This window comes from Rothia sp. P7181, from assembly GCF_048513015.1.
Lineage (GTDB): Bacteria > Actinomycetota > Actinomycetes > Actinomycetales > Micrococcaceae > Rothia.
In genome coordinates this window covers 1-26,515 of the sequence record NZ_JBLXXZ010000017.1, presented here as the reverse complement: position 1 = coordinate 26,515, position 26,515 = coordinate 1, and the positions used below count along the sequence as shown (strand labels likewise).

Here is a 26,515-nt window from a genome sequence, read left to right as displayed (position 1 = left end):
AGCTACGGGTTAGCTTACATGTTCATAGGAACAGCAGTTTCAGATTCTGCTTTTTCCATTGCTTTTTGAGCTGCTGGATCTTCGAACATCTTGACTGGGTAGTCTTTACATGCTTCAGATGGTTCCATGAAGTTTTCTACAGTGTTTTCCTTGACGATGTCGAGGTTTTCCTGAGTAATCTTCCATGGCATCACAGCGGTGAGTGGTTTGAACCAGCCGCGTGCAGGTACACCAGTGATGTAGTCCTGATGTAGGTCGTAGTTGTTGGGTGGGTAGATGGTGACGGTGAGGGTGTAGTCGCCGGGTTCGGTGATGGAGTCCTTTGGCAGGTTGGTGCCGTAGTGTGAACCGTCGATTGCGTTCATTTCCATCATCATGCCGCTTGCAACAGTTTTGCCTTCGCTGTTGTCGAGCTTGTACATGAGGTGTAGGTCAGCAGGGGTTTCGTCGACGGAGTAACCCCAGTTGGTTGCGAACTCTGTTGCTTTGAGGTCGAACTCAAGGTGCATTTGTGAGTCTTTGTAGTCAAGCATTTTCATGGTTGACTTGGGGTTGTCGAACATTTGTCCTGGTTGGAAGAAGTGGATTGCACCGATGAAAGGTCCAAAGTCAGCTTCTGGTCCGGCTTGTTCCTGAAGTCCGCATTCGTCGGGGCGTTTGTTGGCTGCTACTGCGCCTTCTGCTTCTTCTTCAGGTGCAGCTGCTTCGTCGCTAGCTTTAGCTTCTGCGCTCACGCTGGCGGTTGCTTTTGCTTCATCTGCAGTTTTTGATTCTTCGTTCTTGGTGCAGCCTGCTAGCGCGGTCGTTGCGATAGCAAGTGATGCCAAGGTAATGAGGGTCTTCTTACCTAGTTCCATGGAGTTTCTCCTTAGATATTTATGTCGCAATGAATATCCGTACCTGTATGGTGAGGATATTTATTGTGTCGAGGGTTTTCCTCTTTTTACACCTCAATGGGTGAAGTTTTTGTGTGGCCCTTAGTTTTTAGCTAAGGACTGTTGTTTTTCTTGTTCTGCTTCGCGGCGTTCGCGACGCTCTCGTAGGGTATGGGACAAGATAATCCATACGCTGGCAACGAAGAGAATGATTTGCGGTAGTAGTGTTTCTGCTTGGGGGTATATTCCTAGTTCTGGAATGTAGTATTCCATCCATGGCAGGTTGGTGCTTCCAAGGATGACGTTTGCTTCTTTAAGTTCTTGTACGCCTTTTCCGACGAAGGAGATACACATGATAAAGAGCATGATGGAAGTTCCCATGAAGATGGGGCGTACTGGTAGTTTTGCTCCGCCAAAGCGGAAGATAAGGAAAATAATTGCGAGAAGAGCAACACCGGCGAAGAATCCTAAGGCTATCCAGAGGGGGTCGCTTTTTCCACCAGAGAAGGACGCGGTGTAGAACAAGACGAGTTCTGCCCCTTCTCGGATGACGGCGAGGAAGGCTGCAAAGACGAGAGCTTTTGCTGCTCCTGCTGATACGGAGGTTTTAACCATTCCGTTGATGTATTGTGACCAGTTTTTTCCGGATGATTTTGAGAGCATCCAGTTGGAAACGTAGAAGAGCATACCTACGGCGAGGAACATGGTGATGCCTTCGAGCAGTTCTGATGCTTGTCCTGCTCCACCGAGCAGTTCAGAAAGTCCCCAGGCGAGCAGGAAGGATAGAGCGATAGCTGCAGCAACACCGAAGTACACGTATTTGACGAGGTTTTTATTGCCACTTTTGACGAGGTAGAGCACAATCGCGACAACGACGAGGAGCGCTTCGAGTCCTTCACGTAGTAGTAGAGTCATCGCGGTACTGAAATCTACCCATCGTTGGACGGTGGAATCTGCTTTTTCTACGTGGTGTGCTTCAAGTAGTTTGTTTCCGATAGATTCGGGAGAGTCTGCTGGTGCTACTCCGTCAAGTACCATGGCGTCTCGTGCCACTGCGGTTTTGATGGTTTCTAGTTGTTGAATAACGTCGGGGTTTCCGGGGTCAGCTTTGATAGCTAGTTTTACGCGAGTGAAGCGCCCTTCCATTTTGACTTTTCGGTTTCCCGATAGTGTCATGGAGGCTGGTTCTAGCGAGTTTTCGTACCATCCAAAGTATGCTTCGCCGATATCATCTAAAGTTTTGTTGTAATCCTTATTTTTGTAGGCGGCGATGGCTTGGTTAATTTCTGCTGCCATGCACAACGCGTAGTCTTGGTGGTTGCGTTGTGTTCCGTCTGGGTTGGTTGCGCCTTTTTCGCAGATTGGCAGAGTTTGCTCTACTGCACTGCTGGGGGTTGAGCTGTTCTGAGCTGGTGCCGCAAGAACTTGTGTAGGTGCTGATGATAAGAGGATGAGAGTGGCAAAGAGTACTGCTATTGCTCTTATCAGAATATTTTTAGATGTATTTTCGCGAAGCGAAGCTGTCAATGTGTTATTCCCTAGTCTGGGTTTTTTGGGGTAGAACCCTATTGGTATTCAAGGGTACTTAGATTAGTCTAACCTAATTATCAAGATTTTTTGGTTCTGAAATTTTTTATTGCTCCTATATTTTTGAGTGGCTTCTGATTCAAAGACACGTATTTTTTAGTTTTCTTCTCTCTTGTTTTCTAGGTTTGCTCAGGTTTTTTGTCGTATTTCTAGGGTTATTCAGACATGTGCGGTTAGTCTTAAAGACAGTTAGTTTTCTTCATTCGCTCTATTTTTAGGGAAATATCCGTGACTCCCCTTGTTCTTTGTTCGTTAACGGTTGTTGCCGTTCTTGTTATTAGTGGTATTGCTAAGGCAAAAGAGCCTCAAAGTACCGCAACTGCTCTGGTCAATCTCAAGTTAGATAGTTGGCTTCCTTTAAAGTTCATTGCAAAGACTCTTCCTTGGGTTGAGTTATTTCTTGCGGCGTGGATTCTTGTAGTTCCTGGTCCTATTGGGGCTTTGGGGGCCTTTGTCGCAGTTATTCTTTTTGCAGTGTATTGGGTTGTTATCGCTCGTGCGGTAGTCACAGGAAACACTGCTTCGTGTCAGTGTTTTGGTTCTAGCTCGCAAGCACCTATCTCCGTATTTACGCTTGGCCGAAATACTGCACTTTTTGGTGCAGCGATGGGAGCGTTGGTTGGTGCTGTCCAAACCGGTAATTCTGCGTTGGTTCAGTTTTTCTCTCTGAACAGCGAAGGCTGGCTATGGATTTTCTCAGCTGTAGTTTTGTCGTCAACACTGTGGTTTATTTACCGTTCTGAAACTGTTCCCGCATCGCCTACGGTAGGGAGATCTGATTCTCTCGAAGATTCTTCTGCTCTTGAGAGTTATCTTCAAGAGTATGACGGTGTTGAAGCTGAGTACGTTCGTTTGCCTATTCCTTTTGGAACATTAGAAAATAGTGATGGTTTCCAGGTTAACGTACGAGAATTTGCTTCTTCACAGGCACGTATTTTGCTGTGGGTGTCTCCCGGTTGTGGCCCGTGTCAAGGTCTATTAGAGCAAATAGATGACTGGCAAGAGCAGCTTCTTCCATTAGTGAAGATTCATCCTATTGTCTCGGAGCATGATTTGATTCCTTATCTGGGCCTTTCAGATACTTTTGAGCCGTTGGTTGATCCACAACACCAGTTCCAGCCAGCTTTTGGTTGGGGTTCTCCGATGGCGGTTGCGTTGGGTGCTGATGGTCTTGTCGCGGGTGGGCCTGTTCGCGGGCAACAAGATATTGAACAGTTCTTTGCAGATATTATTGCTCAGCTTACTGAACCTGCCGAAGAAGAAGATGAGGCTGTGTCTGCAACAGATGATGTTTTGGAATCTGTCGCAGACAAAGATTCTTAGACAGTTTTAAAGAATGCCGGTAACGTTGTACGTACCGGCATTCTTTATATATAGGTTAGGTCAATATCATGCGTGATAAGTCGTTGTGGCAGATTAAAAAAGAGCAAAATCCTGGTCATTCTCAGTGGTATATTCAACGTTTTAAGACGATGCAAGATCAAGGTGCTGATATTTTAGGTGAGGCCCGTCTGATTGATGCGATGTGTGCTCGCGGTTCTCGTATTTTAGATGCTGGTGCTGGCCCCGGACGTATCGGTTCTTATTTGCAGAAGCAAGGCCATCAGGTTATTGGTATTGATATCGATCCTGAATTAATAGCTGAGGCCCAGCAAGTGTGCCCTGAAGCGCAGTGGATTACCGCAGATTTGGCGGATACAGCTGAAGTGTTAGGTTATTCTCAGCAAGATGTTGAAGCACCTCAACCTTTTGACATGATTGTCTGTGCCGGAAACGTGATGACTTTTCTTGCACCGTCCACACGTGTTCAGGTACTTCGCGGATTCGCTACCGTTCTGGGTACGTCAGGTCGAGCTGTTATCGGTTTTGGCGCTGGCCGTGGCTATTCTTTTGAAGATTTTTTCTCTGATGTTCAAGAAGCGGGGCTAGAAGTTTCTCAGCGTTTCTCGACATGGGATTTATATCCTTATACGCCGGATGCTTCGTTTCTCGTCGCAGTATTAGCTGTTCCTTCAACTTAAAAAGATGATGGTGGTGTTTCCGTTAGAGAGGAAAACACCACCATCATTTTTATGGGTAAGTCTTCGTTTCTTTTAGAGAAGATGTATCTCTTCAAGAACTTCTGTGGGCAGAAAGTTTGCAGAAACGACGAGAGACAGCAGCAATAAATACACAATAATGGCTAAGGTGGAACGCCACTGGGGGTGTAATTCGTTAAAGCTCACAAGACCGGGGTGTTGTTTATTCATCTGCAAAACGTTGATGTTCGGGTACATCACGGTTTGCGGTGAGATATCGCCACTAATCTTTTTCATCGTTTTTTTGTCCCAGATTCTTCCGTCCATGCGGAAGATTCTTTTTTTCTGTGCGTTAGTAGCCCAGAGTGCTGGTACTCCACGGTGCCCTAAACTTTTAAGACCTTTTTGGGCTTTGTGCACCGATTTTTTTTCGATGAGACGTTCAGCAAAAATTGTTTGGTGAATTTCGTTGAGCTCAATGGTTCTCCACCCGAAGGTTCGCCCCATCAGAAAATGTGTTTTCGTGCGCACTGCAATAGTTGGTTTCAAAAATGAGTACACGGACAGTGCTGCGGCTAAGACAACAAACACAAGAATAACGGTGTAAGGCAGGGCAAGGCGTCGACGCGCAAGTAGCAGACCGATAGCAATAATGACAAGTGATGGAGGAACTGCTGCTATCAGACGGCGATGGTATGAACTGATACGCGGATGATAGGTTGCAAGAATTTCGCCGTATTTTTCAGGGACCTGATGGATATGTTCTGCCATAGGTTCATCTTATTAGTTTCTTCTCTACACAGGCGCTTCTTTTTCTGTGTTCTTTGCTGAGTTCTCTCACACTGATTTTCTGGGCTACATTAGTGGTATGCGTTTTCGTTCTTCTGTTGATCGTATCTTAGCTTTTTGGGCTGTTGGAATGTTCTGTGCAATAGCTCTGGCATTAATTTCTTTGAGCCTTATTAACCGTTTAGTGTACGCACCAGAAGGGCAAGTACATCAGTATTTTCAGGCTCTTGAACATGGTAAAGGAGCACGGGCTTTGGGCATTCTCGATGCTCACATTCCTGATGCTGATGGAACCTTACTAGATGGGAAAGCCTTAAAAAATTCTGTATCAGAGATTAAAAAATTTTCAATTACTAATAGTGCTATTACTGATGATGGTTCCAAAGCACAAGTAGATGTCGAATACGTCGTTGATGAGTCAACGTACCAAAGTAGCTTTCATCTAACAAAGGTGGGCTCTCATTGGGGAGTCTTTGACCAATGGCGTATCGACCCTCAAACCCTTCCTATGATTAGATTGCAAGCACCAGCAGTGCACAGTGCAACCGTAAATGGTGTGAAGGTGGGTGTTGATTCAACATCTCAGAATTTTGCGGTTCTTTACCCTGGTGTTTTTTCAGTAACTTATGAGTCATCCCTGTATTCGGCTGAACAGCAAAAAGTTCTTGTCAGGGGGAATGACCCTCATGAAACTACAGTAGATTTACGTCTTGTACCGAGCGAAAACGCCCAGAACTCTATTACGTCACAAGTGTCAGCAGATTTGAATGAATGTGCATCAAAAAATTCTCTATTTCCCGCAAATTGCCCTTTTGAATATGATTTTGTGGGGCGTGTTCAAGGAAATGTCTCATGGACTATTAAGAAATATCCTACGGCTGAGGCCGTTATTAATGATGAGGGACAGTGGGTGTTGCCTTCATCTTCAGGGGTAGCTCAAATATCATTTACCGAACTTGACCTTTATACAGGTCAACAGAGCAAAGTGAAGGAGGACGTTCCTTTTACGTTTTCTGCTGATTTAGAGGTCTCCGATCATGAGGTAGTTGTTCGTCCTCGTTTTTAGGTCTACATTTTATGAAAAAAGGTTTTAGGCACATCGTTGTGTTGATGTGCCTAGAACCTTTTTTCTTAGGAGTTTACGCCTCGTAGGTCGAGAGTGAGTGTTTCTTCTCCTTCACCGTCGACAACTACGGGAATACCCCAGTCTTGTTGGTAGAGGTGGCATGCTGCGTGTTCAGGAATTTCTTGTCCTTCTTCTCCGTCGCAGGCAGCAGCTCGAGCGGTAATGTGTAGTACCGCATTATTAATTTGGGGGTTGAGAGTTAACGAACGTTGTAGCCCTTGGGATGTTCCGGCTCCTGAGAGGATGAATTCTTCAGGTGTCGAAGATACCTGTAACTGGGTGGGGTCTCCCCAACGGTAATCAAGTTTTTGTCCCGTTGGCGCACTAAAACGGGCCACTAGTTGCAGGCTCTCCCCTTTGAGTGAGGTCGCTGGGCGTGCTGTTTGTGATGATCCTTCATCAATTTTTTGTGCATTTTCAGGGATATTGATGCGGATGAGTTGGTGTGCGTTAGCTTCTACTACGATTAGGCGAGCGCCGGTGTCTGTATGTTCGATAAGGACGTCTGAGGGTTCGTCTAGGTCGCGGATGAGCGTTGTTACTTCTTGTGTTTCGGGTTGGTATCGGCGGATAGCACCGTTGTAGGTATCAGCAATAGCTATTGATCCGTCGGGTAGGGCGGTCAGTCCGAGGGGGTGTTGTAGTCGTGATGTGGTGCTGTTTCCGTCAACGTATCCGAAGTCGAAAAGTCCAACGCCTATGGCTGTTTCTATGTGTGGGGTGTTGTTTTCAAAGCGGATGAGACGAAGTGCGGAGGTTTCTGAGTCTGCAACCCAGATGTTGCCTTGATGGTCTTCTGTTAGCCCGGAGGGTTGGGCGAACCAGCTGTCTTGTGCTGTTCCGTCTTTGAGTCCTTCAGCTCCTGTTCCGGCGAATACACGGATTCTATTGGTGTGTGGGTTGTAGCTGAAGAGTTGTTGTGTTCCAGCCATGGCGATGATGAATTCTTGTGCTTGGTGTGACCATGTGATGTCCCAGGGTGAGGAGAGTGCAACGTCGGTTGGGTTGAGGTTTTCTGGGATGTGGTTGGGGTCTTTTGAGCGTGCTTTTTCTCCGTCGATGAGGCGTTGTACACCGTTGCCCGCGATGGTTGTGATGCGTTGGGTTTTCCAGTTGAGGGCGCGGATACGGTGGTTGACGGTGTCTGCGATGAAGATGTCGTATCCGAGTGTTTCGCGGAGTTCTTCAGGTACGAGGCATAGACCTTGTGGCTCGTTGAAGAGTGCTTCATCGCTGTTTCCGTCTTTCCATCCTCGTTGTGTTGTTCCGATGGTGCGTTGCGCTGTTTCGAGGTCGGGGTTGAGTTGTACGAGTCGGTGGCGTGCACTGTCGGTGACAAGGTAGGTGGTGATGTTTTCTTCGGAGTATTCGGCAGGTAGTTCGATAGCTTTTCCGGGAAAGGCTAGGGTGCCTTGTGGTTTGGGGCGTGGGACGTAGGGGCTGTTGCCGTAGCGTAGAGTGCCGGATTCTTTGTGTTCTTGGATGAGTTCTTCGACGAGTGTGGTGAGCCCTTGAACGTGTCCTTCTCCGGAGAGGTGCGCAACGATGTATCCTTCGGGGTCGATGACGACGAGTGTGGGCCAGGCTCGTGCAGTGTAGGATTGCCAGGTGCTTAGTTCTGGGTCGTCGAGGACGGGGTGCGCGATGTCGTACCGGTCGATAGCTGCTTCGAGGGCTTTAGGGTCTGCTTCGTGTTCAAATTTTGGTGAGTGTACTCCGATGGTGACGAGGACGTCGCCGTATTGTTCTTCGAGGGGGCGTAGCTCATCGAGGACGTGGAGGCAGTTGATACAGCAGAGTGTCCAGAAGTCGAGAATGACAATTTTTCCGCGGAGGCTTTGTAGGTTGAGGTCTTTGCCTCCGGTGTTGAACCATCCGCGTCCGGTTAATTCGCTAGCGCGTACCTTGTGTGAGCGTATTGTGTTGTTCATTCGAGGTAGTCTTTCGTATTGATATTGGTTCGTTGATGTGTGTTTACACTATCTTAGGATGTATTTTTGTCTGAAAGTATTTCTTTTCTTGAGGTAGTGCTTGTTATAGATTGTCATATTTTGTGATGTTGTGTCATATAGGTGATGTTCTCTTTTATTTTGTTATTACCCCTTGTCGGAGTAGTCTATGTAGCGGTAAAAACACTTTCCTGATGGTTGTGTATGGGCTTGTGTTGTTGTTTGCGTTTTAGCAGAAAGTAGCAGTTTGGCTATGTCTCATGATTGTGAGAGTTCTATGTCGTCGGTATCTGATGGTTCTGTTGGGTTGGTTTCTTCTTCTGAACGTTCGTTGACGAAGTCGTTGAGTCCTCGTCATCTTTCGATGATTGCTTTAGGCGGGGCTATTGGTGCGGGTCTTTTGGTGGCGTCTTCTACTGCTATTACGGTTGCTGGTCCTGCTGTGATTCTTTCTTATGTTTTCGCTGGTGTTATTTTGACTCTGGTGATGCGCATGTTAGGTGAGTTGTCTTCAGCGTCTCCACAGACTGGTTCTTTTTCTGCGTATGCTCATCGTTTTATTGGTGCTTGGGCAGGTTTTACCGTGGGGTGGTTATATTGGTGGTTTTGGGCTGTTACGGTTGCTATCGAGGCGACGGCTGCTGCCACGATTATTTCTGGGTGGTTTCCGGCTTTTGAGCAGTGGGCGGTTGCCGGTGTTCTTGTTCTTGCTTTGACGCTTTTAAATCTCGTATCGGTTCGAGTTTATGGGGAATCTGAGTTTTGGTTTTCTTCGGTTAAGGTGTTTGCTTTAGGTCTGTTGATTGTGTTGGGTGTGTTGGCGCTTGTAGGTGTTATCCCTCATTCTTCTGCGGGTCTTTTTCAGTTGGTTGATCATGGTGGGTTTTTCCCGCATGGTGTGGGTGCTGTGTTTAGTGCGCTTCTTGCCGTCATTTTTTCAATGTTTGGCGCTGAGATTGTTACTATTGCAGCTGGTGAATCAACGCATCCGCGGGAGTCTGTGGTGAAGGCTGTACGTGCTGTGTTGTTGCGTATTCTTATTTTTTATATTGGTGCTATTGCTGTGACGTTGTGTGTGGTTCCGTGGACGTCTATTGTCTCGGGTGTTTCACCTTTTGTGACGGTTTTTGAGAGTTTTGGTGTCCCGTATGCTGCGGTTGTAATGAACATTGTGGTTCTTACGGCGCTTATATCGTGTTTGAATGCATCGTTATATAGTTCTTCTCGCATGCTGTTTGCTATGGCTTCGCGCGGTGATGCTCCGAGATTTTTGGGTGGAGTTTCTTCGGTGGGTAGCCCGTGGGTTGCGGTTATTTTTTCTTCGTGTGTGGGTGTTGCGTCGGTTCTTTTGAATTATTTTATGCCGGATGCTGTTTTTAGTTTTTTGGTGAATACGACCGGTGCTACTGGTATTTTTGTGTGGCTTTTTATTGCGGTGTCTCATCTTCGTTCTCGCCGTATTCTTTTGGCAGAGGGTGTTGATGTGACGACTCGTGCGGATGTGCTTAAGATGTGGGCTTTTCCGTATCTTAATTGGGCGCTTATTGTTGTGTTAGTTGCTCTTTTGCTGTTTATGGGTGTGAGCGTAGAGCACCGTTATGAGGTTCTTATCTCTACTGGCGTGGCAGTTGTGGTGGTGTTCTTTGGGTGGTTGCGTTCTGTTCGCGTAACTCGTTAGTTGTTATTGTGATGTTGAGTTTTCTTCGTTGAGTTTTTCAAGCATTTCGTTGTAGGCTTTGAGGTCTGCGTCGCCGTCTCGTTCGGCTTGCCGGTCTAGTCGTTTGGCAACTTTTTTGTCGGATGCTGCCCATTGAATACCGACGGCTACAGCGATGAGCATGGTGGGTAGTTCGCCTATCCCCCACATGAGGGATCCGCCAAGTTTTTGGTCGTCGATGGCGGATAGTCCCCATTCTCTTCCAAGGTTTCCAAACCAGGATGCGGCAAGTAGTGTTTCCATATTCATCATGGCAATACCAACAAATGCGTGGTACCCCAACGTTGCGATGAGCAGGATGAGACGCATGGGGTAGGCGGGGCGATACGGGATGGGATCGATACCGATGAGTACGAGAGAGAAAATGTATCCGGTCATTAAGAAATGGATAATCATCAACTCGTGGCCCACATGGTAGGAGAGTACGAAATTGAGTAATGGTGTGAAGTAAACGATGACGATAGAACCCGCAAAGTTAACGGCTGCGAAAATGGGGTTTGTGACGATTTTGGACCATCGAGAGTGAATAATTCTCAAAATCCATTCTCGTGGGCCTCGTGTTCCGTCTTGGCGAGGTTCTAAAGCCTTCAAGAGGAGTGTGATAGGTGCTCCAAGGACGAGAAAAATGGGAACAATCATGGTCAGTGACATATGTTCCACCATGTGCGCGGAGAAGAGTACTCGACCGTAAATGGCTAAGGCTCCGGATGTGACATAGTTCAGTGCGAAGAGTCCAACCAGCCAAGAGACGGTTCGCATGATGGGCCATGTTCCACCAGCTTTTTTCACACGATAGTAGGCCCATAGGTAAAAGTATCCTGCACAGCAGATGAGGAATACCCATAGCCAGTCAAAACGCCATTGTGTAACCCAATGGGTGAGAGAGGGTTCTGGTGGCATATCGTACCAGGTGATGATGCGTACAGGTGGGGCGTCGGTTGCAAGGGTTTCTGGAACGGGTGGGGCGGTTCGAGAAAGTGATACGGCTAGTCCACTTGCTGCGCCCATAATCATAATCTCAGCGATAATTGCGCGCCATATGCCGATGATGGGGCGAATTTCCCCACGTGACATAGCAGGTATGAGGTAAAGTCGGTGAACTGCACCTATGACCCCTAACATCATGGTCAGAATGAATTTTGTGAGAATCATATTGCCGTAGGCTGTAGTGAATAGTTCAGAAAGATTATTCATACGCACAGCAGCGTTAATAATTCCTGATAGAACAATAAGAATAAATCCGAAGAGTGCTACTGCAGAGTATCTTCTGAGAACCACAATTGCCATTGGGGCACGACGGTTCAGAGTAGTATTAGTGCCTCGGTCTTGTTCTACAGTGGTGCCGGTTCCTGCTTCTGGTGCGCTAATTTGCTGAGAGATGTAGGCGAGCGCAATCAGCCCGCCGCACCAGCTGATAGCTCCTAAGAGGTGCAGTCCGAGGGAGTTGACGGCTCCCATATGGTCTGCACCGCCGGCGGAGTGCCCGCCTAATGCCATATCGATGATGGCGATTAGCGAAATACCCCAGGTGATAAGTAGTCCTAGTAGTGAACGTACCGCAAAGATGAGTGTTGATACGGTAGCTGCAACGATGATTGTTGTGGCTTGTTCTTTTCCTGCATCGATGTCGGTGATGTAGCTGATGAGTTCTGATGCGTAAGAGCTTGCAGCAGTTATCGGTCTACCTGAGATGTCGGAGTAGGTAAGTACGAGCACTGCTATAGCGGTGAGTGTCCAAGTCACTGATAGTGCTGATGCGAAGTTAAGCAGTGCGGTAAAGGGAGGGTATTCTGCTCGTTGTTTTTGATGTTGAGTGGAGTTTTTTCGGAAGGTTTTTGTGTTCAGTGTTGAATCTGTAAAGCGTGGGATGATGCCTATAGCAAAGATGAGAGCACCCATTGTTGCCATCATGGCGAAGTTATGAAGTACTTCAACGATAGGTAGCCCCCAGCGGACAAAGGCTCCGGCGTCGACAAGAGCAGTTGCGTTGCTTTCGCCGGTGACGAGTAATGACAGGATAAGTAGCAGCAGGGCTGATATGGGAAATGCCCAAATCCATTGGCGGCTTACTCCCCCGTAAGAGAGTGCTTTGATAAGCTGTGAGGTCTTCTCTTGAGGTGTTTTTTGTTGCGTAAGTCGTCGCTGCGCCATGGGGTTGGTTGTTCCTGTGTTGTGGTGTGTCTGTGGTGATGGGCTTGTTATGGCTGGGAGGGTTTGAAGAGGTTTTCTCCGATAAATCCATTTTCTTGGCATCCGGCGGGAATCGCAAATACTGCTGATCCGATGGGTACCGTCCAGGTGTTCAGCATGTCGAGTTGTGCTAAGCGTTTTTGGATGGGAACGAATTGTTGTGTGGGGTCACTCTGGTATGAGGCGAAGATTAGTCCGCTTTGGGAGATGCCTCCGGTAGTTTCTCCATGTCGTGAAAAGCCTGATGCGTCTGTTACAGGAAGGTCGTAGTTGTATCCTCGTCGGAGGATACGTTCTTGGGGTTCTTGTGGGCTTGCTCTACGTATGTGTGCGTAGGGTGCGATGACGTTAAATCCGAGGTGGTCTGTTGCCGAGAGGTCGGGTATGTCGTGTTCTTTTTCTCCGGTAAGAGGTGCTCCGTTGCTTAGCTTTCTGCCAACGGCGTCTTCACGTGCAATTCTGTCTGCTTCGTCCCAGGTGTCGATATTCATATGGATACGTCGGATGACGATAGAGGTTCCGTTCTCTTCCCATGCGGGGGTCTTAGGGTGTTTTCCCCATACGACTTGGTCCATGCTGTTATCTGATGTTGTGGGGTTGACGGTTCCGTCGACTTGCCCAAAGAGGTTTCGCATGGTCTGCCCGGGTTTTTGGGATCCGTACGCGTGGCGGAATCCTTCTTGTACCCATCGGATAGTTCCAAAAGTTCGGGTGTCTTTGAGTAGCATTCGTTGCGCGTGGGCGACGGTCATTCTGTCGTCGGCGCAGATTTGAATGAGGAGGTCGCCGTCACTCCAGCGTTCTTGTAGTTGGTCGATTTGTGCGAAGGGTGGTAGTGGTTTGAGCCATGGTGGTTTTTGGCGGGGGTTTGCTATCTCGAAGATTTTTTCGCCGAATCCAAAAGTGATGGTTAGTGACGCTGGAGTTTCTGCGAGTTCTGGTTCTTGGTCAACGATTGGGGCGTGTCCTTGAGTGAGTTGCGCGGCGTCATCGGTGAGGATTCTGAGCAGACGGCTTAGCTGTTGAGCGTCGGTATCGTCGTTTAAGTCGATAGCGATAAAATGCCCAATTGCTGGTGCTGGTGTGTCTATTCCAGCTTGCCGTGCCCCGTAAAAGGATGTTCTCGATTCCTGAAGAGGTGCAACTTTTTGTTCTTTTGTTGTTTCTTGGTGGGTTTCGAGGGACATCCTATGGATTGTTTCTGTTGCAAGAGCTCCGATACCTGCGCCGAGGGCACCTGCAACGAGGTGTCTACGTGTTGGTGCTGGTTTTGTTTCTTTGTCAGAAATGTGTGCGGGGGTCTGCTCAGAATCACTCATCGGTTTCCTCAAGGTGGAGGTTTTCTAAAACGCTATCAGCGCCTTAGATGTCGTAGGTATTATTGTGCGCATTGTGGAAGCACGGTTTGGGAGTTGTCTTCGCTTTCAGACATGCCATCCATATGGTGCATTCCTTCATGTGAGTCGCCGTGTTCGTGGGAGTGCTCACCATGTTCGTGGGAATGTTCGCCGTGTTCATGGGAGTGCTCACCATGTTCGTGGGAATGTTCGCCGTGTTCGTGGGAGTGCTCACCATGTTCGTGGGAATGCTCACTACCTGCAGGAGTATGTTCCTCGCCAGGAGCATACTCTTCTTTCGCACCAGCATAATCGCGAGCGACTGCTTCAAAGCCAAACTCTTGACCATCTTCGGTTTTGAGGGTGACATTTGCACGAAGTCCTGCAGGTAGGGAACATTTCATTCCCACTGCCATAATGTGGTTTCCGCCTGGTTCAAAGACAAAATCTTCTCCGGGGTTGATGGTAAAACTTGTCACTTGTTTCATCATCGTTGAGCCGGTAGCTGGGTCCTTCTCTGTAGTATGCAGTTGCGTATCATCAGAGATAGAGCTCGTCGCAGAAACAATGGTGATGGGTTTATCCGTCGTATTTTTTACTTTCCCGAAGAACGCGGTCATACCACCTTTTGTAGCTTTAACCCAAGTATCAGAAAAGACCAGTGCACTATTTTGCGCAGAGGCATTCGTTGTAGTTTCTGTAGGTGTCGTAGCAGTACTGCTAGCATCGGCAGAAGATGTGGGAGTAGCCGAGCTTTGAGAATGATGGTTTGAGGTATCTTGCGCTCCGCAGCCCGTAAGGACAAGCGCACCAATAGCGACAGAGCTCAATAAGACAGTAGTTTTGGGTGTAGAAATCTTAAACATGAGTATTCCTCAAAAAAAATATAATAAAACGCTTTTAGGAACGTTTGGTGATAGAAAAAGATGCCTTAGGAAGAACGCCTGTTCTTAAGAAGGAGAACGATAACGGCGACTACCGTAGCTAATGTTGCGAGAGAAAAGATAATGACTTTATTTTTCTCGATCAAAGAGGTTTCTGGCGCATCCTGTTTTTCGGCTGAAACTTCGTGAGTTGCTGTTGCTTCTGTAGCCGATATTTTCGGTGCACCTTCACCGACGACGAACTCGTATTTTCCTTGAATGGGATGTCCATCTTCAGAAACTACTCGCCACGTAACGGTGTATGTTTCGTTAGCTTTTTTGTCTCCTGAAAGTGTCGTCGAGACATCTTTTCCTGAAATTTCTGGAGATTCGCTAGCGATAGATTCCCCCGTCGAGGTTGTTACTCGTACTTGGTTAGCTCCATCGACATCTAAAATATTCCCACTATATTTGAGGGTGATTTTATCAGGTAGCTGGTTAAGGGTTTCTCCATCGGCAGGAACCGTAGAAATAAGTTGGTCATGGGCTTGAGCTGGAGTAATGGCTAAGGCGCTCAAACCTAACACTAATAGTGCGTATAGAGCAGAGATTAGTGTTTTATGGAGTGCACGAGATGGTGCTGTCTTCATATATATTCCTTCTATTGTGTTGTTTAGTTATGGAAAGAACAACGCAATAGAGGTGGGCCTCGTCGAGGCTGTGTAAGAAGAAGTAGCAGGGTATGGAGCGTCTGCTCAAAAAAGTAGATTGGCACACGGTATGTTCGGGGAAGGTGAATGTGTACCAGTGGAGCCCAGAACAGTTCTGTCAGGCGAAGGCTTAGGGCGTTGAGACAACGACGAATCGTTTCTTGTCCATAGCAAAACATGCCAAAAGTTATTGCTGCCGCACCAATGTGAAAAAGCACCATCAGCGGCATATTCCCATGATGCGCATGGTGGGTAGTAGTCTCTAGATGCAAGCTAAAGTTGAGCCGTTGAGCTCCATGATGATGGCTGTGTGTATCGGTCAGTGACGTCCCGCTATATGCAAGCATGAGATGCAATAATCCTTGTCCAAGGAGTATTGCTCCGGCTAAGAGATATTTTGATATGCGATACGTACTAAACGGCAAACAGGCTAATGCTGTCAGTGCAGTGCAGAGAAGCCAGATAATAGGGTGAGGCAAACCGCCTCCTGCAATACCGTGAGCAAGAGCTCCTACTGAGGTGGAGGTTAGTGCGGTACACCATGCACGCAGTAGTTGTTCAGTACGTTCAGAAGACGAGCGGTCGAGGGATGTGTGTGTCATCCGTTGTGGCTCCTCTCCTGTGTATCCAATACTTTTTTCTAGTGTATCTGAGGTTTCGTCCTCTTGAGGTTACTGAAACATCTATACCCGTAGATATACAGAAGAGGTTGCTTCATCTTTCGATGAAACAACCTCTTTTGTAAGTCTTTGACAAGTTTTTATTTCTTGTTGGAGACTGCTGCCTTCAGCTTGGAACCAGCGGTCAGCTTAACACCATGACCAGCAGGAATCTGAATAGTTTCCCCGGTCTGTGGGTTGCGACCGGTGCGTGCAGCGCGGTCAGTGCGCTCAATAGCCATCCAACCAGGAATGGTAATCTTTTCGCCTTTGGCGACAGACTTCTCAAATACCTGGAATAGTGCGTCTAGCACACCGTTTACAGCTGCCTGGCTGGTGCCAGCTTTCTCTGCAACCTCTGCGACGAGTTCGCTGCGGTTCTTAGCCATAGTTGCCCCTCCTGAGACTTTATGTTTATCTAGCGATTAGCTCAGTAGCTAAATCGTTACTAGCCAAACCTTACCAGCTTGACTTGGTGATACCGGGCAATTCGCCGCGGTGTGCCATTTCACGGAAACGGACGCGAGAAATGCCAAATTTTTGGAAAGTACCGCGGGGGCGGCCGTCAATCTGGTCACGGTTACGAACACGTACTGGAGAAGCGTTACGAGGAAGCTTCTGCAGTCCGAGACGAGCAGCTTCGCGCTCTTCCGGAGTAGCGTTTTCGTCGACTAGGGTCTTTTTGAGCGCTAGGCGCTTTTCTGCGTAACGTGCAACGATTTCTTTGCGCTGTTCGTTACGAGCGATTTTGGACTTCTTAGCCATGTCTTATCGCTCCTCTCGGAATTCTACGTGCTTACGAACAACGGGATCGTATTTCTTGAGGGTCATACGGTCGGGGTTGTTACGACGGTTTTTGCGGGTTACGTAGGTGTAGCCGGTACCCGCAGTGGACTTAAGCTTGATGATAGGACGTACGTCCTTGGTCTTTGAAGCCATGATTAAATCTTCTCCCCGCGTGCAATCATTTCTGCAACAACAGCATCAATACCACGAGCATCAATAACTTTGATGCCCTTAGCGGACACGTTGAGGGTTACGTTGCGGCGCAGTGAAGGCACCCAGTAACGCTTCTTCTGAATGTTCGGATCGAAACGACGCTTGTTGCGACGATGCGAGTGGGAAATGCTGTGTCCAAAGCCGGGAACAGCTCCGGTCACCTGGCAGTTTGCTGCCATAGTTTTCTCCTCCATTTGTTGACGTAATGACGGTGCGCAGGCGGTACATACTTAGCACAAGTGCAAGTTGTATGAGCGTCCCGTCACCAAGGTAGAGCACCGGGTTATTCGCCGGGCTGGAGTGTATGAGACTCAGCTTGGGTGAGAAAACAAGCTAAATCCCCGCCGCGGAATAACGGTGAATAGTTCAAGGTGTCGAGAGGTGTTGCCACCAATGCGACAGCCTTAAATACTATGTAAATACTGGCTTTTATGCAACCTAAAACCACCTTTAAGAATGCAAGATTCCTAGAAACTCAACGCTTCGTCAAGGCGCTCACACCTCAAAAGATGGCATCAGGTATACTTTCAAGTCATACACAAGTCTACCATAAGTTTATATTTTTGCTTGTCAAAACTGTTTTTAAGATTATTTTGTCTGTCTTTCCAGCTTTTTAAAACAGGGTTTGACCCCGATAAATTACATGCATGAAATTTACAGTGTGAGATTAACGGCTTAATTTTTTCACTCACATTATTCCAACATACAAAGAGGTGTGTCACCCCCAAAAGATTGGGGTGACACACCTCTTCTATTTAACCTTTAAAGGTTTCAACATAGAGCGTGAAAGCTATTTATGCTTTCTTCTCGCGAGAGATAACAACCTTCACTGCGTCGTGCTTAGCAGCGTTGCCGAAGAGCTCGTATGCTTCTTCGAATTCATCGAAGGTGAAGTGGTGGGTTGCCATTGCGCGTGCATTGAGGCGTCCGGACTTAACCATGTTCAACAGGTTGCCAACGGTGTTGCAGCTTACGAGACCCATGTTGATGGAGACGTTAGAAATCCACATCTTGTTGATAGGAAGCTCCACAGGCTTACCGTGAACACCAGCGTTTGCGATAGAACCGAAGGGGCGAACGATATCCATGCAGGTCTGGAAGGTTGCAGGAATACCAACAGCCTCAATTGCAACGTCTACACCAAGACCGTCGTTAGAGAGAGCCTTAATCTTCTCAATTGCGTCAGGGTCAGAAGCGTTAACCTTGTCGGTTGCACCAAGTTCAAGAGCCTTGTTCATACGGTTCTCGTCCATGTCGACGGTAATAACGCGACCTGCACCACAAAGGTTTGCAGTCATGATTGCACCAAGACCAACGGGGCCTGCACCGATAACTGCAACGGTGTCACCAGGCTTGGTGTTACCGTTGAGAATACCAATCTCAAAACCGGTAGGTAGAGCATCGGTGAGGAAGAGAACATCTTCATCATCTAGACCCTCAGGTACGAGGTGCACTGAAGTTTCTGCGTAAGGAACACGAACGTACTCAGCCTGAGTACCGTCAATCATGTAACCGAAAATCCAACCAACGCCACCAACGGTCTGGCAGTGTGCTGGCTGGTTTGCTTTACAGTAGGAGCACTTACCACAGTTGGTAACAGCAGGAATGATGATGCGATCGCCAACTTTGAGGTCGGTTACAGCTTCGCCAACTTCGGTAATGGTGCCGATAGCTTCGTGTCCAAGAATACGACCCTCTTCAACTTCAGGAACATCGCCTTTAAGAATGTGGAGGTCAGTACCGCAAATAGTGGTGGTGTCAACACGAGCGATAACGTCGGTTGGCTCCAAGATGGTGGGGTTTGGTACTTCTTCCCAGTTACGCTTGCCGGGACCGTGGTAAACGAGTGCCTTCATAAGGTCTACTCCTCCAATAAATGTCTAGTGTGTTGCCCGTGATGGTACTCGGGCGTTTTCCATCTACACACAAGGATAACGCCCTGTGTTACGCCACACAATACTAACTCGTACTTACTTTTTTTCTACTAAGTTACACATTGTCGCCAAACCATAAAAACAAGGCTTTTACTTGGGAAAACTTTTTTATGCAAAAATAAAAATCCATAAAAAAAATTTTTATACCTTAACTCAAGCTGTTTCATAGAAACATACAAGAAAACCTTGGTGTGTCGCATAAAAACTTAGGGTAAATAAGTCCCTAAATCTCGCATTTATAAGAGGTAAAAACAACCTTTATTAAAAAGTATTAAAGTCATGACATTAATACAAAATATGAGCTTTCCAGCAAAAGCTCAACAGCAGAAAATCACCCCAAGATTAAACTATCTAGGCACTTCACGAGTGCTGATTCTAACCAAAAAAACAGCACCCAAAGTTATGGATTGCGAACAGAAGACTTCTTATACAGAAGCAAAGACATCGATACAAGCGCAACAATAGCCAGAATATCTGCGAGGAGAACCAGAACACTATTATTCTCTCCAACACACCTGAATAACACCGAAATTCCGGTCATACAGTAAAGAGGCAGAAGACTCATAACCGTCAGAAAAATCCGCTCTCTCAAGACCCAGTAGAGGTAGAACATCAGTAGAAGGACAAAAGAAACAACAGCAAAAATAGAATGAGGAGCATGAAAACTCGCCAAATACGTAGACCAAAGCATCAGCACAACCAGTAAAACAACGGTTAAAGCTTTATTGCCGCCTGTTGTCGTGAACATAGTATTTTCTCCTCCCCTTACATCAGCCTATTCGTTGGAATAACCATACACATACCATTTTTATCGATCGAGCACCGATATGCATAGATATTTTCATATAGCCCTCAGAACCAGGTAGAACCAGGTAGAACCAGGTAGAACCACATTACCAAGGATGCACACAAGAAAATACATAAAAATGGTTCGTTTTAGCCATCATCAACGTGTTTGCAACCTTTAACGGGGGGGGATACTCACATCCCCTTACAACCAGAATAATTACCTTTTTAGTGCCGTTTCTTCACCAATACACGTATCCGATAGAGCTCCCACCTACTAACTTTTTGCAAACCACTTTATTTAGGTTGATAAGACGGAAAGCGTCCGAGCCTGAATAGCAATAGTGTAGAAAACAACACGAAAACCACAAGAAACCCTCCAAGGACAGCAGGCACCCCAATCAGAGGAATCATAAATGAGACAACTAGTAGGGTAAATAACGAAACTATAGTCCCAGCAGTACCGGCCAAAGAACCAACCGAAGACATCAGAGAAGAAGGAATCACCCTTTGAAGCGCAACCTCTGCCTCCGCTATATAAAGGAAAAGCGGCAAAGGTAAGGCAAAAAGTAGAACAGCAGAAAAAATTGAATCTCTAGTAAAGATCAGGAGAAAACCGATACTGATAATAACAACAAGGAGTATACGGCGGACTGACGTTTTAGAGCCTATACGCATAAAAATCCAATTTGCCAAAATATTAAATATTTGCGAAGCAATGAAGAAAACTCCAAATAGTTGGAGAGAAACCTTGGTCTCTATAAAAACCATCTGCCACAACTGGAAAAAAGGAGTTAGAGCAAACTCAACCACGCAAAGGATACCGATCATAATAATCAATCGAGAATCTTTCAAAGCTACCCGAAGCTCATCTCGCAGTCGAATTGACGAATCATTTTCTGCAGGATTCGAGGTCCCACCATATGGCAGGCACACACACCCCATCATGAAAGCTACCAACATCGAGCTAATTGAAAAAATGTAAAGACTATCCTGAAAATGTTGGTAAAGAGTTGGTCCTATAAGAGCAGCAACAACGGATGTCAACAGAATAATATTTTTATCGTTTGCGTAAAATTTACGCAGCATAGACTCATTGGCACGAAGACGTTCAGCAAAGTAATAGTCAAGAGTTGCCGATTGCAACGCAGCCGCCACCCCATATAGTCCCCAAGCAACACACATTGCAGCGAACCCAGTGGCACTATAAACGATAAAATAGGAGAGAAGCATAAAGAAGATAGACGCCAGATAGGTCCATTTACGCCCGATTTTGTCAGACAAGATACCTGAGGGAAATTCAAGAAGAAGTTGGCAAGCAGAAAAAACTGCTTGAACAATCGCAATATCAGAAAAGGTAAGACCCTTAGCTACAAGAATAGGTGTCAAAATCGCCTGAGGTAAAGCCCTACCTATGCTAAATAGCGCGTTAACTGTAAAGTATCGTCGAACCTCATGCTTCAAATTTATTTCCACGGTACTACGTATCCTAAAGTCCTCTATTTATACCAATAAGTAAACGGCACATCTTCATCATTACGTGTAATCCCACCTCTAAGGTGGTGTCCTTTTGCTAAACAAATAACGGAGATAGGCGTTGTACTAAGCGACTACTATCTCTGACCGTTTCGGATTTACCAGAGAATAGCATTTAGAAATTATAAAGTTCAACTTGGTATAGAAATAGATTTAACATAGCGGCAGAGAAGAATATCTTGAGTTTATCCCCGCAATCGTTTGTAGAGTCACTCTTCAGGGGCAGTAAGCTTTTGATCGGACCGTTTTATTGCACTCTAGAACTCAACTGATACACTGCTCAGAAATTGAATATTTATCTTTAATTAGCTCGGTACAATCGGTAGTAAAACAAACGAAGCTAGGGTTACTAGTAGTAATTGTTATTATGAGAAGAATGAAGAAACCGTCCCACGGCGTTACGTATATCTCTCTATCTGCTGACAAAGTAAAGTCCCATGCAGAAACAATAAGTAGCTCGAAGAAAGCTGTCAACCCTGAGCTTTCAACCTTCTATGGCTGAGACAGCTTTGCATAATTTATATGCTGCACTCAAGGGAATGCAATGTCATATGAGCCTTGGGTCTTTCCCCCTGGCAGCAAGTTGGCGACGGAGGTTGTCTAGAAGATGATTAGCTCTGACAAATTGCTCTGAGCCTTCACCGTAGCGGGTTTTGATATCGGCTAACCGTTCTTCGGCCGTGACAGGTCTACCGTACCCATCAGTTTGCATGTCGGCCATATTGAGGATTATGAGCTCATCACTCATCTCCTCGATATCGGGGTCTCCGTGGTCATAGATTGCCTGCCATCCGTCCATTCCCATGAATGCTAAGATATCGCCCCCGATATGTTCGTGCTGTCGTTGATCTGTCGTATATTCGTAGCCAATATCATGGAGGAAACCGAGAACGAACATCGAACGTTGTTTTTCTGGTGAGAAACCAAATAGCTCTCGAGATAAATCTGCTGCTCTGCGCCCAACAGATCGGAGGTGGAGTAGGCGTTTATCGCTAATACCTAAGGGACCATCTGAAGCGGTAATAGCAGTATTATTTGGAAATGGAATCATGCGTATCGCTTTTCTCCAGTTTCGAGGTAACGGATAAGATCGTTAAGGCGTTTACGCTGGGATTGGGCAACGTCAGCTTCAGCAAGCGCAGAAATCGTAAACCAACGGTATTCACTGGATTCTGAATCGATGCGAACCTCGGTACTTGTCGTTGTTGCAAGATAAACAATGGTAAACTCTCTGCGAACTTCACCATCTGAATATGCGATGCGGATATCCGGGTCAGTGTAAGTACCCAAAAGGTCTATGATTTCCACATCTATCGAGGTCTCTTCTTTAATTTCTCGAACTGCGCATTGGGGCATACTCTCGGTCATTTCGAGTGTGCCTCCCGGTAGTGTCCACTTCCCATTATCATGACGACGGACAAGCAGCACTCGATTATTGCACACGATGGCCACAGCAGCTGCGGGTTTGACGGAGTTCGCGGCAGGAGCATCATGATTGTGGTAATAGTCGGTACGAACTGTCCGAAGCTGTTGGTTCATCCAAGTCGCGACATCATCATTGATCTCCGCTAAATTCTTGTCATTAATCGAAGGCACTTTAATGAAAAGAATCTGCGTCCCAGGCTTAGACTTTTGGGCATATGTGGTGCCCGGGAAAATCGTGTAGAAGTCTCCAGCCGTGAAATGAAATTCTTCTCCTGTATTGATGTCCAGATAGCTCGTCCAGCCATTTATGACGTACTGATATTCAGTCGCTAAAGTGTGCCAGTGAGGGGCCTCGTCTGTATACTCGGAGTAACTAGTAATTCCGATTTCTAGGTCCTCTGATCGTAGAAAGCGAAGTTGCTGAGGACGGTGGAGGTTTCCCACTAGGTATTGTCTGCTAGCATCTCTCAGCGAGGCTTTAATTTCGACATTACTGATACGTTCAATCATTGCTTAATCTCCTGGAGAAACATTTGTTTAGCACGTTTATGCCTGCGTTTTTGAGCAATCCTGAAAATAATCAGTGATGCAATACCAACGATGACACTGATAATGCAACCAATCAGCACGGCAGTCGTAGTAGGTACGGTCTCATCTTGGTTCTGCCCGATAATTGACATTGAATAAAATGAGATAATGAGCGTTGGGATGAAGAATACCGTCGTAGCAAAGTTCAAGAATGTGTTGGTTTTCTCTGCTGCTTCCGCGGTCTCGCGATTAGCTACTGCCTGCACTGACTGAGCAGTATTCGCCAGCAAAGTCGAAGCCTTTTCCAAGAGGGTCCGGTATTGGACAATTTCTTTTTGAAGCTCCTCGAGCTGTTCTTTAGCATATTCGCGAATTAAACAGTGGCGCTGAATGAGCTCGTTATTATCCAAGCGACGCTGGAGGTTACGAGTTGATAAGAATGCCACTGTGATGAACTCTGACAGGATTGCGAGCTCTTTCAACGCGGCCGCTAGCCGGGCAGACGCCACATCAGCATCATCAGTGACCATGACCTGGAATGGCTGGTTCTCCCAAAAATCGAATTCGATACGCCAGTTTGCCAAGTTGTAGCGCTCATATTTGACCGGAATCTTAAAAGCCTCAACAACGTCGCCAATCGAATCACTTGGTTGAAGGTAGTAGTCCTTACCACGATTGAGCCAGATAGCATTGTGTGGCCATCGCAGTTTTTCTTTCTCGGTCTCATCCATTGCTTGGTAAATCGTGACCGTGCCACGATCTAACTCGAAGATTCGGCACCACCGAGAGATTGCGCGCAAAGGCTCAGTAGCATTACCAGAGCGCGCGGGAAGGTTCTGACACAACAGGTCTACTGTGTAGATTCTTTTCCCATCGTTACTTTCAATAGTCTTATTTGCTCGATTCGCGGAGACTCTTTGAACCATCTCTCCCATAGATTCCAGCATATTGCGAGCATCCTGTGCTGAGATAAATCGAGACAGTAAACTCATCAAAGCATCTGCATGCAACCAGTCAAAAGACAGCTCTATCTCAAATCGGTCAATCGACTCCCCATCTAAAGTTTGGATTGAAGTGCTACTAGCGGTACCGACACTATCTAATTGGATAACGCCTAGCTCATTCATAATATCGAAGCTGACCTCTGGGTTTTCAAACTCGATCTGTCGACGATGCCAGCCAGACGCAAAAACAGCTTGCCTACCGCTTAAGTACTTGACCTTCGCTAACAAACTGGGTGCGTCATCCCAAAACTCCGGATTGGAATTGTAGGTGACTGAAAAATCAGGTGTTTGGGGAGATTCAGACGTCATAAAGCAGTCCTATAGAGCTGTAATTAAGCAGATGAACATTTGGACATATTAGTTGTCTATGCACTCCACCTTATCAAACATTCATTAAGCGTAGAAAATGACAACAAGGTTACTCGTTACTAAGCTAGTCAAGGATACGAGGCACTTAGAACCCTCCAAATGGCTGTATTCGAATGGTCACAATCATAACATTTCAGCACTAAGATAACTTTATAGGCCTACACGTTACGCATAACCTTGTATCTATGGAGATACCAGAGTCAAATAAAAATTTCGGCAGTTCTCTCCCCCCCCCTTACATCAGGATTCTGGGATAGAGAGTGCATAGAAACTATGGGGCACAGCCTATGCGAGGGTTTTTAACATGAATAAGAAGCACAGAAACCAAGTACAGTAAACAGTCAGTCTGTCACCTTGGGACGCGCTCACTAGTATGGACTATGCAAAGTCCGCGATTATGCACTTCTGTAACATATGAGGATATCTCAAAGATAAAGCCGAGACGGGTGCATCGTAATCTTCAAAGAGGATAACCACATACAGGTCCAAGACCAGCCCATAAAGATTATTGGAAAAGTCTAATTCCAGTAGTAATTTTCGTTATATATTAGGGATTTTGAACCCTGAGGTAGCACAGAGCGATAATCCTGTTATGTAACTATAGTTAGAGCCCCCTACCGGATTCGAACCGGTGACCCCCTGTTTACAAGACAGGTGCTCTGGCCAGCTGAGCTAAGGAGGCATATGCGCTAAGGCACTCAACTAGTGTACCTGAACTTTAGATAATATGCATCTTCAGCAAGACCTAAAAGACAGGAAACACATCACAAAAAAGCGTTTCGCTCACATGCCTAAAAGGCTCATGAGCGAAACGCTTTCCAAAAACTCTACAAACGTCTATAACGTCTTAGAAGATTATTGAGACTACTCAGACTTCTGTTTAGTTTCAATAATGCCGTTAATCCATGTTGTGAAGTCATTAGAAGTGTACTGTTGTCCATCAGCATAAACCGTAGGAGTACCAGAAACACCGTTATTAGAAGACTCAGGTGTCACAACATTCACGAGAGAACGCCATTTATTGTTATCCATATCGTCCTTGATATCAGCACCATATTTTTTAGCGATATCAATAATCTCAGCATTCTTCATGACTTTACCCTGATGCGAGAAAATCTCTTTCTGATATTCCAAGAATTTCTCTGGTGAAACCTGATTTGCAACAGCATAAGCTGCAGCAGCTGTACGAGCAGAATACTGACCAGCATACTCCCCATCGAGGAAGGTTAGATTACGAATTTCAAGAGTAATCTTTCCCTCTTTAACCAGTTTTTCTATTTCATCACCATAAGCTTTTTCAAATTCAGCGCAGTGAACACAGTTATAATCTTGGAAGATGGTTACACGTACGGGTTTCCCGTTGTGTGCAGCTTCCTCAGGAGTCTGTACGCCTAGAGGCAAAGGTGTTTCTTTTGCCCCTTCTGTCACTTGATGCGATGCTGTTGCACTATAAAGGCTCTTGATATCGCGTGTAGGCTCATCAGAAGCCCCTTTCTCAATACCGTCAGCAGTCAGAACAATACCACCATATTTATTAGCTGATTCTGGTACAGGACCTGCATCCTCAATGGTGTTTTTCTTCGTTGTGATAAAGATTGTTGCCACAATAGCGATGATCGCAACAACAACCAAAGCGATGGTTGCTTGCATCCAACGTTTATTAGAACGTGCACCAAGCTTTGCTTGCTTAGCAGCAATCTGGCGAGCACGTTCACGTGGATCAACAGAGTTTTTAGAATCTTCTTTAGACACTAGAGATACTCTCTTTCATAGTATTTTACGGATAATAGCCTAGCTGAGTTATCTCCCAAGAATAAACGTTATAGAGGCTTTTATAGAAAACTGTCATTCTTTCCACAGGAGTACCAAGTCGTAAAATTCATGGACTTGTCGTTAAATAAAAAAGAGGGGCTTTCACATAATTGTGAAAGCCCCTCAATATCCCGATAAAAACCGGCGGCGACCTACTCTCCCACACCGTCCCCAGTGCAGTACCATCGGCGCAAAGAGTCTTAGCTTCCGGGTTCGGGATGGAACCGGGCGTTTCCCTCTTGCTATAGCCACCGTAAACTTACAACAAAGTTTACGTTGCCTGAAACCTCATTTGGAGGTTA

The 26,515-nt window shown here is 46.3% G+C and carries 24 protein-coding genes, 1 tRNA gene and 1 rRNA gene; 4 read left to right on the top strand and 22 right to left on the bottom strand.

Annotation, left to right across the window (positions count from 1 at the left end; genetic code table 11):
* Positions 1-14: 14 nt before the first annotated feature.
* Positions 15-857, bottom strand: coding sequence for an iron transporter (locus ACN08Z_RS07875; RefSeq protein WP_419103974.1), 843 nt, complete (start codon positions 855-857; stop codon positions 15-17).
* Between the two features lie 120 nt (positions 858-977).
* Positions 978-2,402 (bottom strand): FTR1 family iron permease, encoded by a 1,425-nt coding sequence (locus ACN08Z_RS07870; RefSeq protein WP_419103973.1) that lies wholly within the window; start codon positions 2,400-2,402, stop codon positions 978-980.
* Positions 2,403-2,690: 288 nt separating this feature from the next.
* Here ACN08Z_RS07870 and ACN08Z_RS07865 point away from each other — a divergent pair, with 288 nt between their 5' ends.
* Together ACN08Z_RS07865 and ACN08Z_RS07860 are read left to right on the top strand one after the other, a co-directional pair.
* Complete coding sequence (locus ACN08Z_RS07865; RefSeq protein WP_419103972.1) at positions 2,691-3,785, top strand: MauE/DoxX family redox-associated membrane protein; 1,095 nt, start codon at positions 2,691-2,693, stop codon at positions 3,783-3,785.
* A 68-nt stretch (positions 3,786-3,853) separates the two neighbouring features.
* Positions 3,854-4,483 (top strand): class I SAM-dependent methyltransferase, encoded by a 630-nt coding sequence (locus ACN08Z_RS07860; RefSeq protein WP_419103971.1) that lies wholly within the window; start codon positions 3,854-3,856, stop codon positions 4,481-4,483.
* 72 nt (positions 4,484-4,555) lie between these two features.
* On the opposite strand, the gene ACN08Z_RS07855 is transcribed toward ACN08Z_RS07860, so the two are convergent.
* A complete protein-coding gene (locus ACN08Z_RS07855) occupies positions 4,556-5,251 on the bottom strand; it encodes a hypothetical protein (protein WP_419103970.1) in 696 nt (231 codons plus the stop codon).
* Positions 5,252-5,348: 97 nt separating this feature from the next.
* Between ACN08Z_RS07855 and ACN08Z_RS07850 the strand changes: the two genes are divergently transcribed.
* Positions 5,349-6,335 (top strand): hypothetical protein, encoded by a 987-nt coding sequence (locus ACN08Z_RS07850; RefSeq protein WP_419103969.1) that lies wholly within the window; start codon positions 5,349-5,351, stop codon positions 6,333-6,335.
* Between the two features lie 65 nt (positions 6,336-6,400).
* Here ACN08Z_RS07850 and ACN08Z_RS07845 read toward each other — a convergent pair whose 3' ends face one another.
* Positions 6,401-8,326 (bottom strand): NHL domain-containing thioredoxin family protein, encoded by a 1,926-nt coding sequence (locus ACN08Z_RS07845; protein WP_419103968.1) that lies wholly within the window; start codon positions 8,324-8,326, stop codon positions 6,401-6,403.
* Between the two features lie 271 nt (positions 8,327-8,597).
* Between ACN08Z_RS07845 and ACN08Z_RS07840 the strand changes: the two genes are divergently transcribed.
* Complete coding sequence (locus tag ACN08Z_RS07840) at positions 8,598-10,022, top strand: amino acid permease (RefSeq protein WP_419103967.1); 1,425 nt, start codon at positions 8,598-8,600, stop codon at positions 10,020-10,022.
* A 3-nt stretch (positions 10,023-10,025) separates the two neighbouring features.
* Here ACN08Z_RS07840 and ACN08Z_RS07835 read toward each other — a convergent pair whose 3' ends face one another.
* From ACN08Z_RS07835 to rrf, 18 genes are all read right to left on the bottom strand, one after another.
* Positions 10,026-12,212: a cytochrome c oxidase assembly protein gene (locus ACN08Z_RS07835; RefSeq protein WP_419103966.1), complete on the bottom strand. Its 2,187-nt coding sequence runs from the start codon at positions 12,210-12,212 to the stop codon at positions 10,026-10,028.
* Positions 12,213-12,259: 47 nt separating this feature from the next.
* The gene (locus tag ACN08Z_RS07830; protein WP_419103965.1) at positions 12,260-13,570 is read right to left on the bottom strand and encodes a Dyp-type peroxidase; all 1,311 of its coding nucleotides are present in this window, start codon (positions 13,568-13,570) and stop codon (positions 12,260-12,262) included.
* 59 nt (positions 13,571-13,629) lie between these two features.
* Positions 13,630-14,454: a copper chaperone PCu(A)C gene (locus tag ACN08Z_RS07825; protein ID WP_419103964.1), complete on the bottom strand. Its 825-nt coding sequence runs from the start codon at positions 14,452-14,454 to the stop codon at positions 13,630-13,632.
* A 65-nt stretch (positions 14,455-14,519) separates the two neighbouring features.
* On the bottom strand, positions 14,520-15,101 hold the full coding sequence (locus ACN08Z_RS07820) for a copper resistance CopC family protein (RefSeq protein WP_419103963.1): 582 nt from the start codon (positions 15,099-15,101) through the stop codon (positions 14,520-14,522).
* 23 nt (positions 15,102-15,124) lie between these two features.
* Positions 15,125-15,763, bottom strand: a complete 639-nt coding sequence (locus ACN08Z_RS07815) for a hypothetical protein (RefSeq protein WP_419103962.1) — start codon at positions 15,761-15,763, stop codon at positions 15,125-15,127.
* Positions 15,764-15,921: 158 nt separating this feature from the next.
* The gene (locus ACN08Z_RS07810) at positions 15,922-16,209 is read right to left on the bottom strand and encodes an HU family DNA-binding protein (RefSeq protein WP_419102420.1); all 288 of its coding nucleotides are present in this window, start codon (positions 16,207-16,209) and stop codon (positions 15,922-15,924) included.
* A 70-nt stretch (positions 16,210-16,279) separates the two neighbouring features.
* Positions 16,280-16,585, bottom strand: coding sequence for a 30S ribosomal protein S14 (rpsN, locus tag ACN08Z_RS07805; RefSeq protein ID WP_419102421.1), 306 nt, complete (start codon positions 16,583-16,585; stop codon positions 16,280-16,282).
* Positions 16,586-16,588: 3 nt separating this feature from the next.
* Positions 16,589-16,759, bottom strand: coding sequence for a 50S ribosomal protein L33 (gene rpmG, locus ACN08Z_RS07800; RefSeq protein ID WP_145175751.1), 171 nt, complete (start codon positions 16,757-16,759; stop codon positions 16,589-16,591).
* Between the two features lie 2 nt (positions 16,760-16,761).
* Complete coding sequence (gene rpmB, locus ACN08Z_RS07795) at positions 16,762-16,998, bottom strand: 50S ribosomal protein L28 (RefSeq protein WP_419102422.1); 237 nt, start codon at positions 16,996-16,998, stop codon at positions 16,762-16,764.
* A 615-nt stretch (positions 16,999-17,613) separates the two neighbouring features.
* Complete coding sequence (locus tag ACN08Z_RS07790) at positions 17,614-18,675, bottom strand: zinc-dependent alcohol dehydrogenase family protein (protein ID WP_419103961.1); 1,062 nt, start codon at positions 18,673-18,675, stop codon at positions 17,614-17,616.
* Between the two features lie 478 nt (positions 18,676-19,153).
* Positions 19,154-19,501, bottom strand: coding sequence for a hypothetical protein (locus tag ACN08Z_RS07785; RefSeq protein ID WP_419103960.1), 348 nt, complete (start codon positions 19,499-19,501; stop codon positions 19,154-19,156).
* Between the two features lie 335 nt (positions 19,502-19,836).
* Positions 19,837-21,015: an MFS transporter gene (locus ACN08Z_RS07780; RefSeq protein ID WP_419103959.1), complete on the bottom strand. Its 1,179-nt coding sequence runs from the start codon at positions 21,013-21,015 to the stop codon at positions 19,837-19,839.
* 607 nt (positions 21,016-21,622) lie between these two features.
* Positions 21,623-22,126 (bottom strand): HD domain-containing protein, encoded by a 504-nt coding sequence (locus ACN08Z_RS07775; protein ID WP_419103958.1) that lies wholly within the window; start codon positions 22,124-22,126, stop codon positions 21,623-21,625.
* Entirely contained in the window at positions 22,123-22,614 is a 492-nt protein-coding gene (locus ACN08Z_RS07770) for an NUDIX hydrolase (protein ID WP_419103957.1), read from the bottom strand. Before ACN08Z_RS07770 ends, ACN08Z_RS07775 begins: the two co-directional genes overlap by 4 nt.
* A 392-nt stretch (positions 22,615-23,006) precedes the next feature.
* Positions 23,007-24,020 carry a hypothetical protein gene (locus ACN08Z_RS07765; protein ID WP_419103956.1) on the bottom strand — a complete coding sequence of 338 codons (1,014 nt, stop codon included), beginning with the start codon at positions 24,018-24,020 and terminating at the stop codon, positions 23,007-23,009.
* A gap of 989 nt (positions 24,021-25,009) precedes the next feature.
* Positions 25,010-25,083 (bottom strand) — tRNA-Thr (locus ACN08Z_RS07760).
* A gap of 182 nt (positions 25,084-25,265) precedes the next feature.
* Positions 25,266-26,153, bottom strand: a complete 888-nt coding sequence (locus ACN08Z_RS07755) for a DsbA family protein (RefSeq protein WP_419103955.1) — start codon at positions 26,151-26,153, stop codon at positions 25,266-25,268.
* A 199-nt stretch (positions 26,154-26,352) separates the two neighbouring features.
* Positions 26,353-26,469, bottom strand: a 5S ribosomal RNA gene (gene rrf, locus ACN08Z_RS07750).
* Positions 26,470-26,515 lie beyond the last annotated feature (46 nt).

Excerpts from the sequence above, each read along its gene's own strand:
- ACN08Z_RS07860 (WP_419103971.1), top strand. The coding sequence starts at position 3,854 with ATGCGTGATAAGTCGTTGTGGCAGATTAAAAAAGAGCAAAATCCTGGT.
- ACN08Z_RS07770 (WP_419103957.1), bottom strand. The coding sequence starts at position 22,614 with ATGAACCAACAGCTTCGGACAGTTCGTACCGACTATTACCACAATCAT.
- ACN08Z_RS07840 (WP_419103967.1), top strand. The coding sequence starts at position 8,598 with ATGTCTCATGATTGTGAGAGTTCTATGTCGTCGGTATCTGATGGTTCT.
- rpsN (WP_419102421.1), bottom strand. The coding sequence starts at position 16,585 with ATGGCTAAGAAGTCCAAAATCGCTCGTAACGAACAGCGCAAAGAAATC.
- ACN08Z_RS07810 (WP_419102420.1), bottom strand. The coding sequence starts at position 16,209 with ATGGCTAAGAACCGCAGCGAACTCGTCGCAGAGGTTGCAGAGAAAGCT.
- ACN08Z_RS07845 (WP_419103968.1), bottom strand. The coding sequence starts at position 8,326 with ATGAACAACACAATACGCTCACACAAGGTACGCGCTAGCGAATTAACC.
- ACN08Z_RS07850 (WP_419103969.1), top strand. The coding sequence starts at position 5,349 with ATGCGTTTTCGTTCTTCTGTTGATCGTATCTTAGCTTTTTGGGCTGTT.
- rpmG (WP_145175751.1), bottom strand. The coding sequence starts at position 16,759 with ATGGCTTCAAAGACCAAGGACGTACGTCCTATCATCAAGCTTAAGTCC.
- ACN08Z_RS07855 (WP_419103970.1), bottom strand. The coding sequence starts at position 5,251 with ATGGCAGAACATATCCATCAGGTCCCTGAAAAATACGGCGAAATTCTT.
- ACN08Z_RS07765 (WP_419103956.1), bottom strand. The coding sequence starts at position 24,020 with ATGAGTTTACTGTCTCGATTTATCTCAGCACAGGATGCTCGCAATATG.
- ACN08Z_RS07815 (WP_419103962.1), bottom strand. The coding sequence starts at position 15,763 with ATGACACACACATCCCTCGACCGCTCGTCTTCTGAACGTACTGAACAA.
- ACN08Z_RS07790 (WP_419103961.1), bottom strand. The coding sequence starts at position 18,675 with ATGAAGGCACTCGTTTACCACGGTCCCGGCAAGCGTAACTGGGAAGAA.
- ACN08Z_RS07820 (WP_419103963.1), bottom strand. The coding sequence starts at position 15,101 with ATGAAGACAGCACCATCTCGTGCACTCCATAAAACACTAATCTCTGCT.
- rpmB (WP_419102422.1), bottom strand. The coding sequence starts at position 16,998 with ATGGCAGCAAACTGCCAGGTGACCGGAGCTGTTCCCGGCTTTGGACAC.
- ACN08Z_RS07875 (WP_419103974.1), bottom strand. The coding sequence starts at position 857 with ATGGAACTAGGTAAGAAGACCCTCATTACCTTGGCATCACTTGCTATC.
- ACN08Z_RS07835 (WP_419103966.1), bottom strand. The coding sequence starts at position 12,212 with ATGGCGCAGCGACGACTTACGCAACAAAAAACACCTCAAGAGAAGACC.
- ACN08Z_RS07825 (WP_419103964.1), bottom strand. The coding sequence starts at position 14,454 with ATGTTTAAGATTTCTACACCCAAAACTACTGTCTTATTGAGCTCTGTC.
- ACN08Z_RS07785 (WP_419103960.1), bottom strand. The coding sequence starts at position 19,501 with ATGTTCACGACAACAGGCGGCAATAAAGCTTTAACCGTTGTTTTACTG.
- ACN08Z_RS07775 (WP_419103958.1), bottom strand. The coding sequence starts at position 22,126 with ATGATTCCATTTCCAAATAATACTGCTATTACCGCTTCAGATGGTCCC.
- ACN08Z_RS07830 (WP_419103965.1), bottom strand. The coding sequence starts at position 13,570 with ATGAGTGATTCTGAGCAGACCCCCGCACACATTTCTGACAAAGAAACA.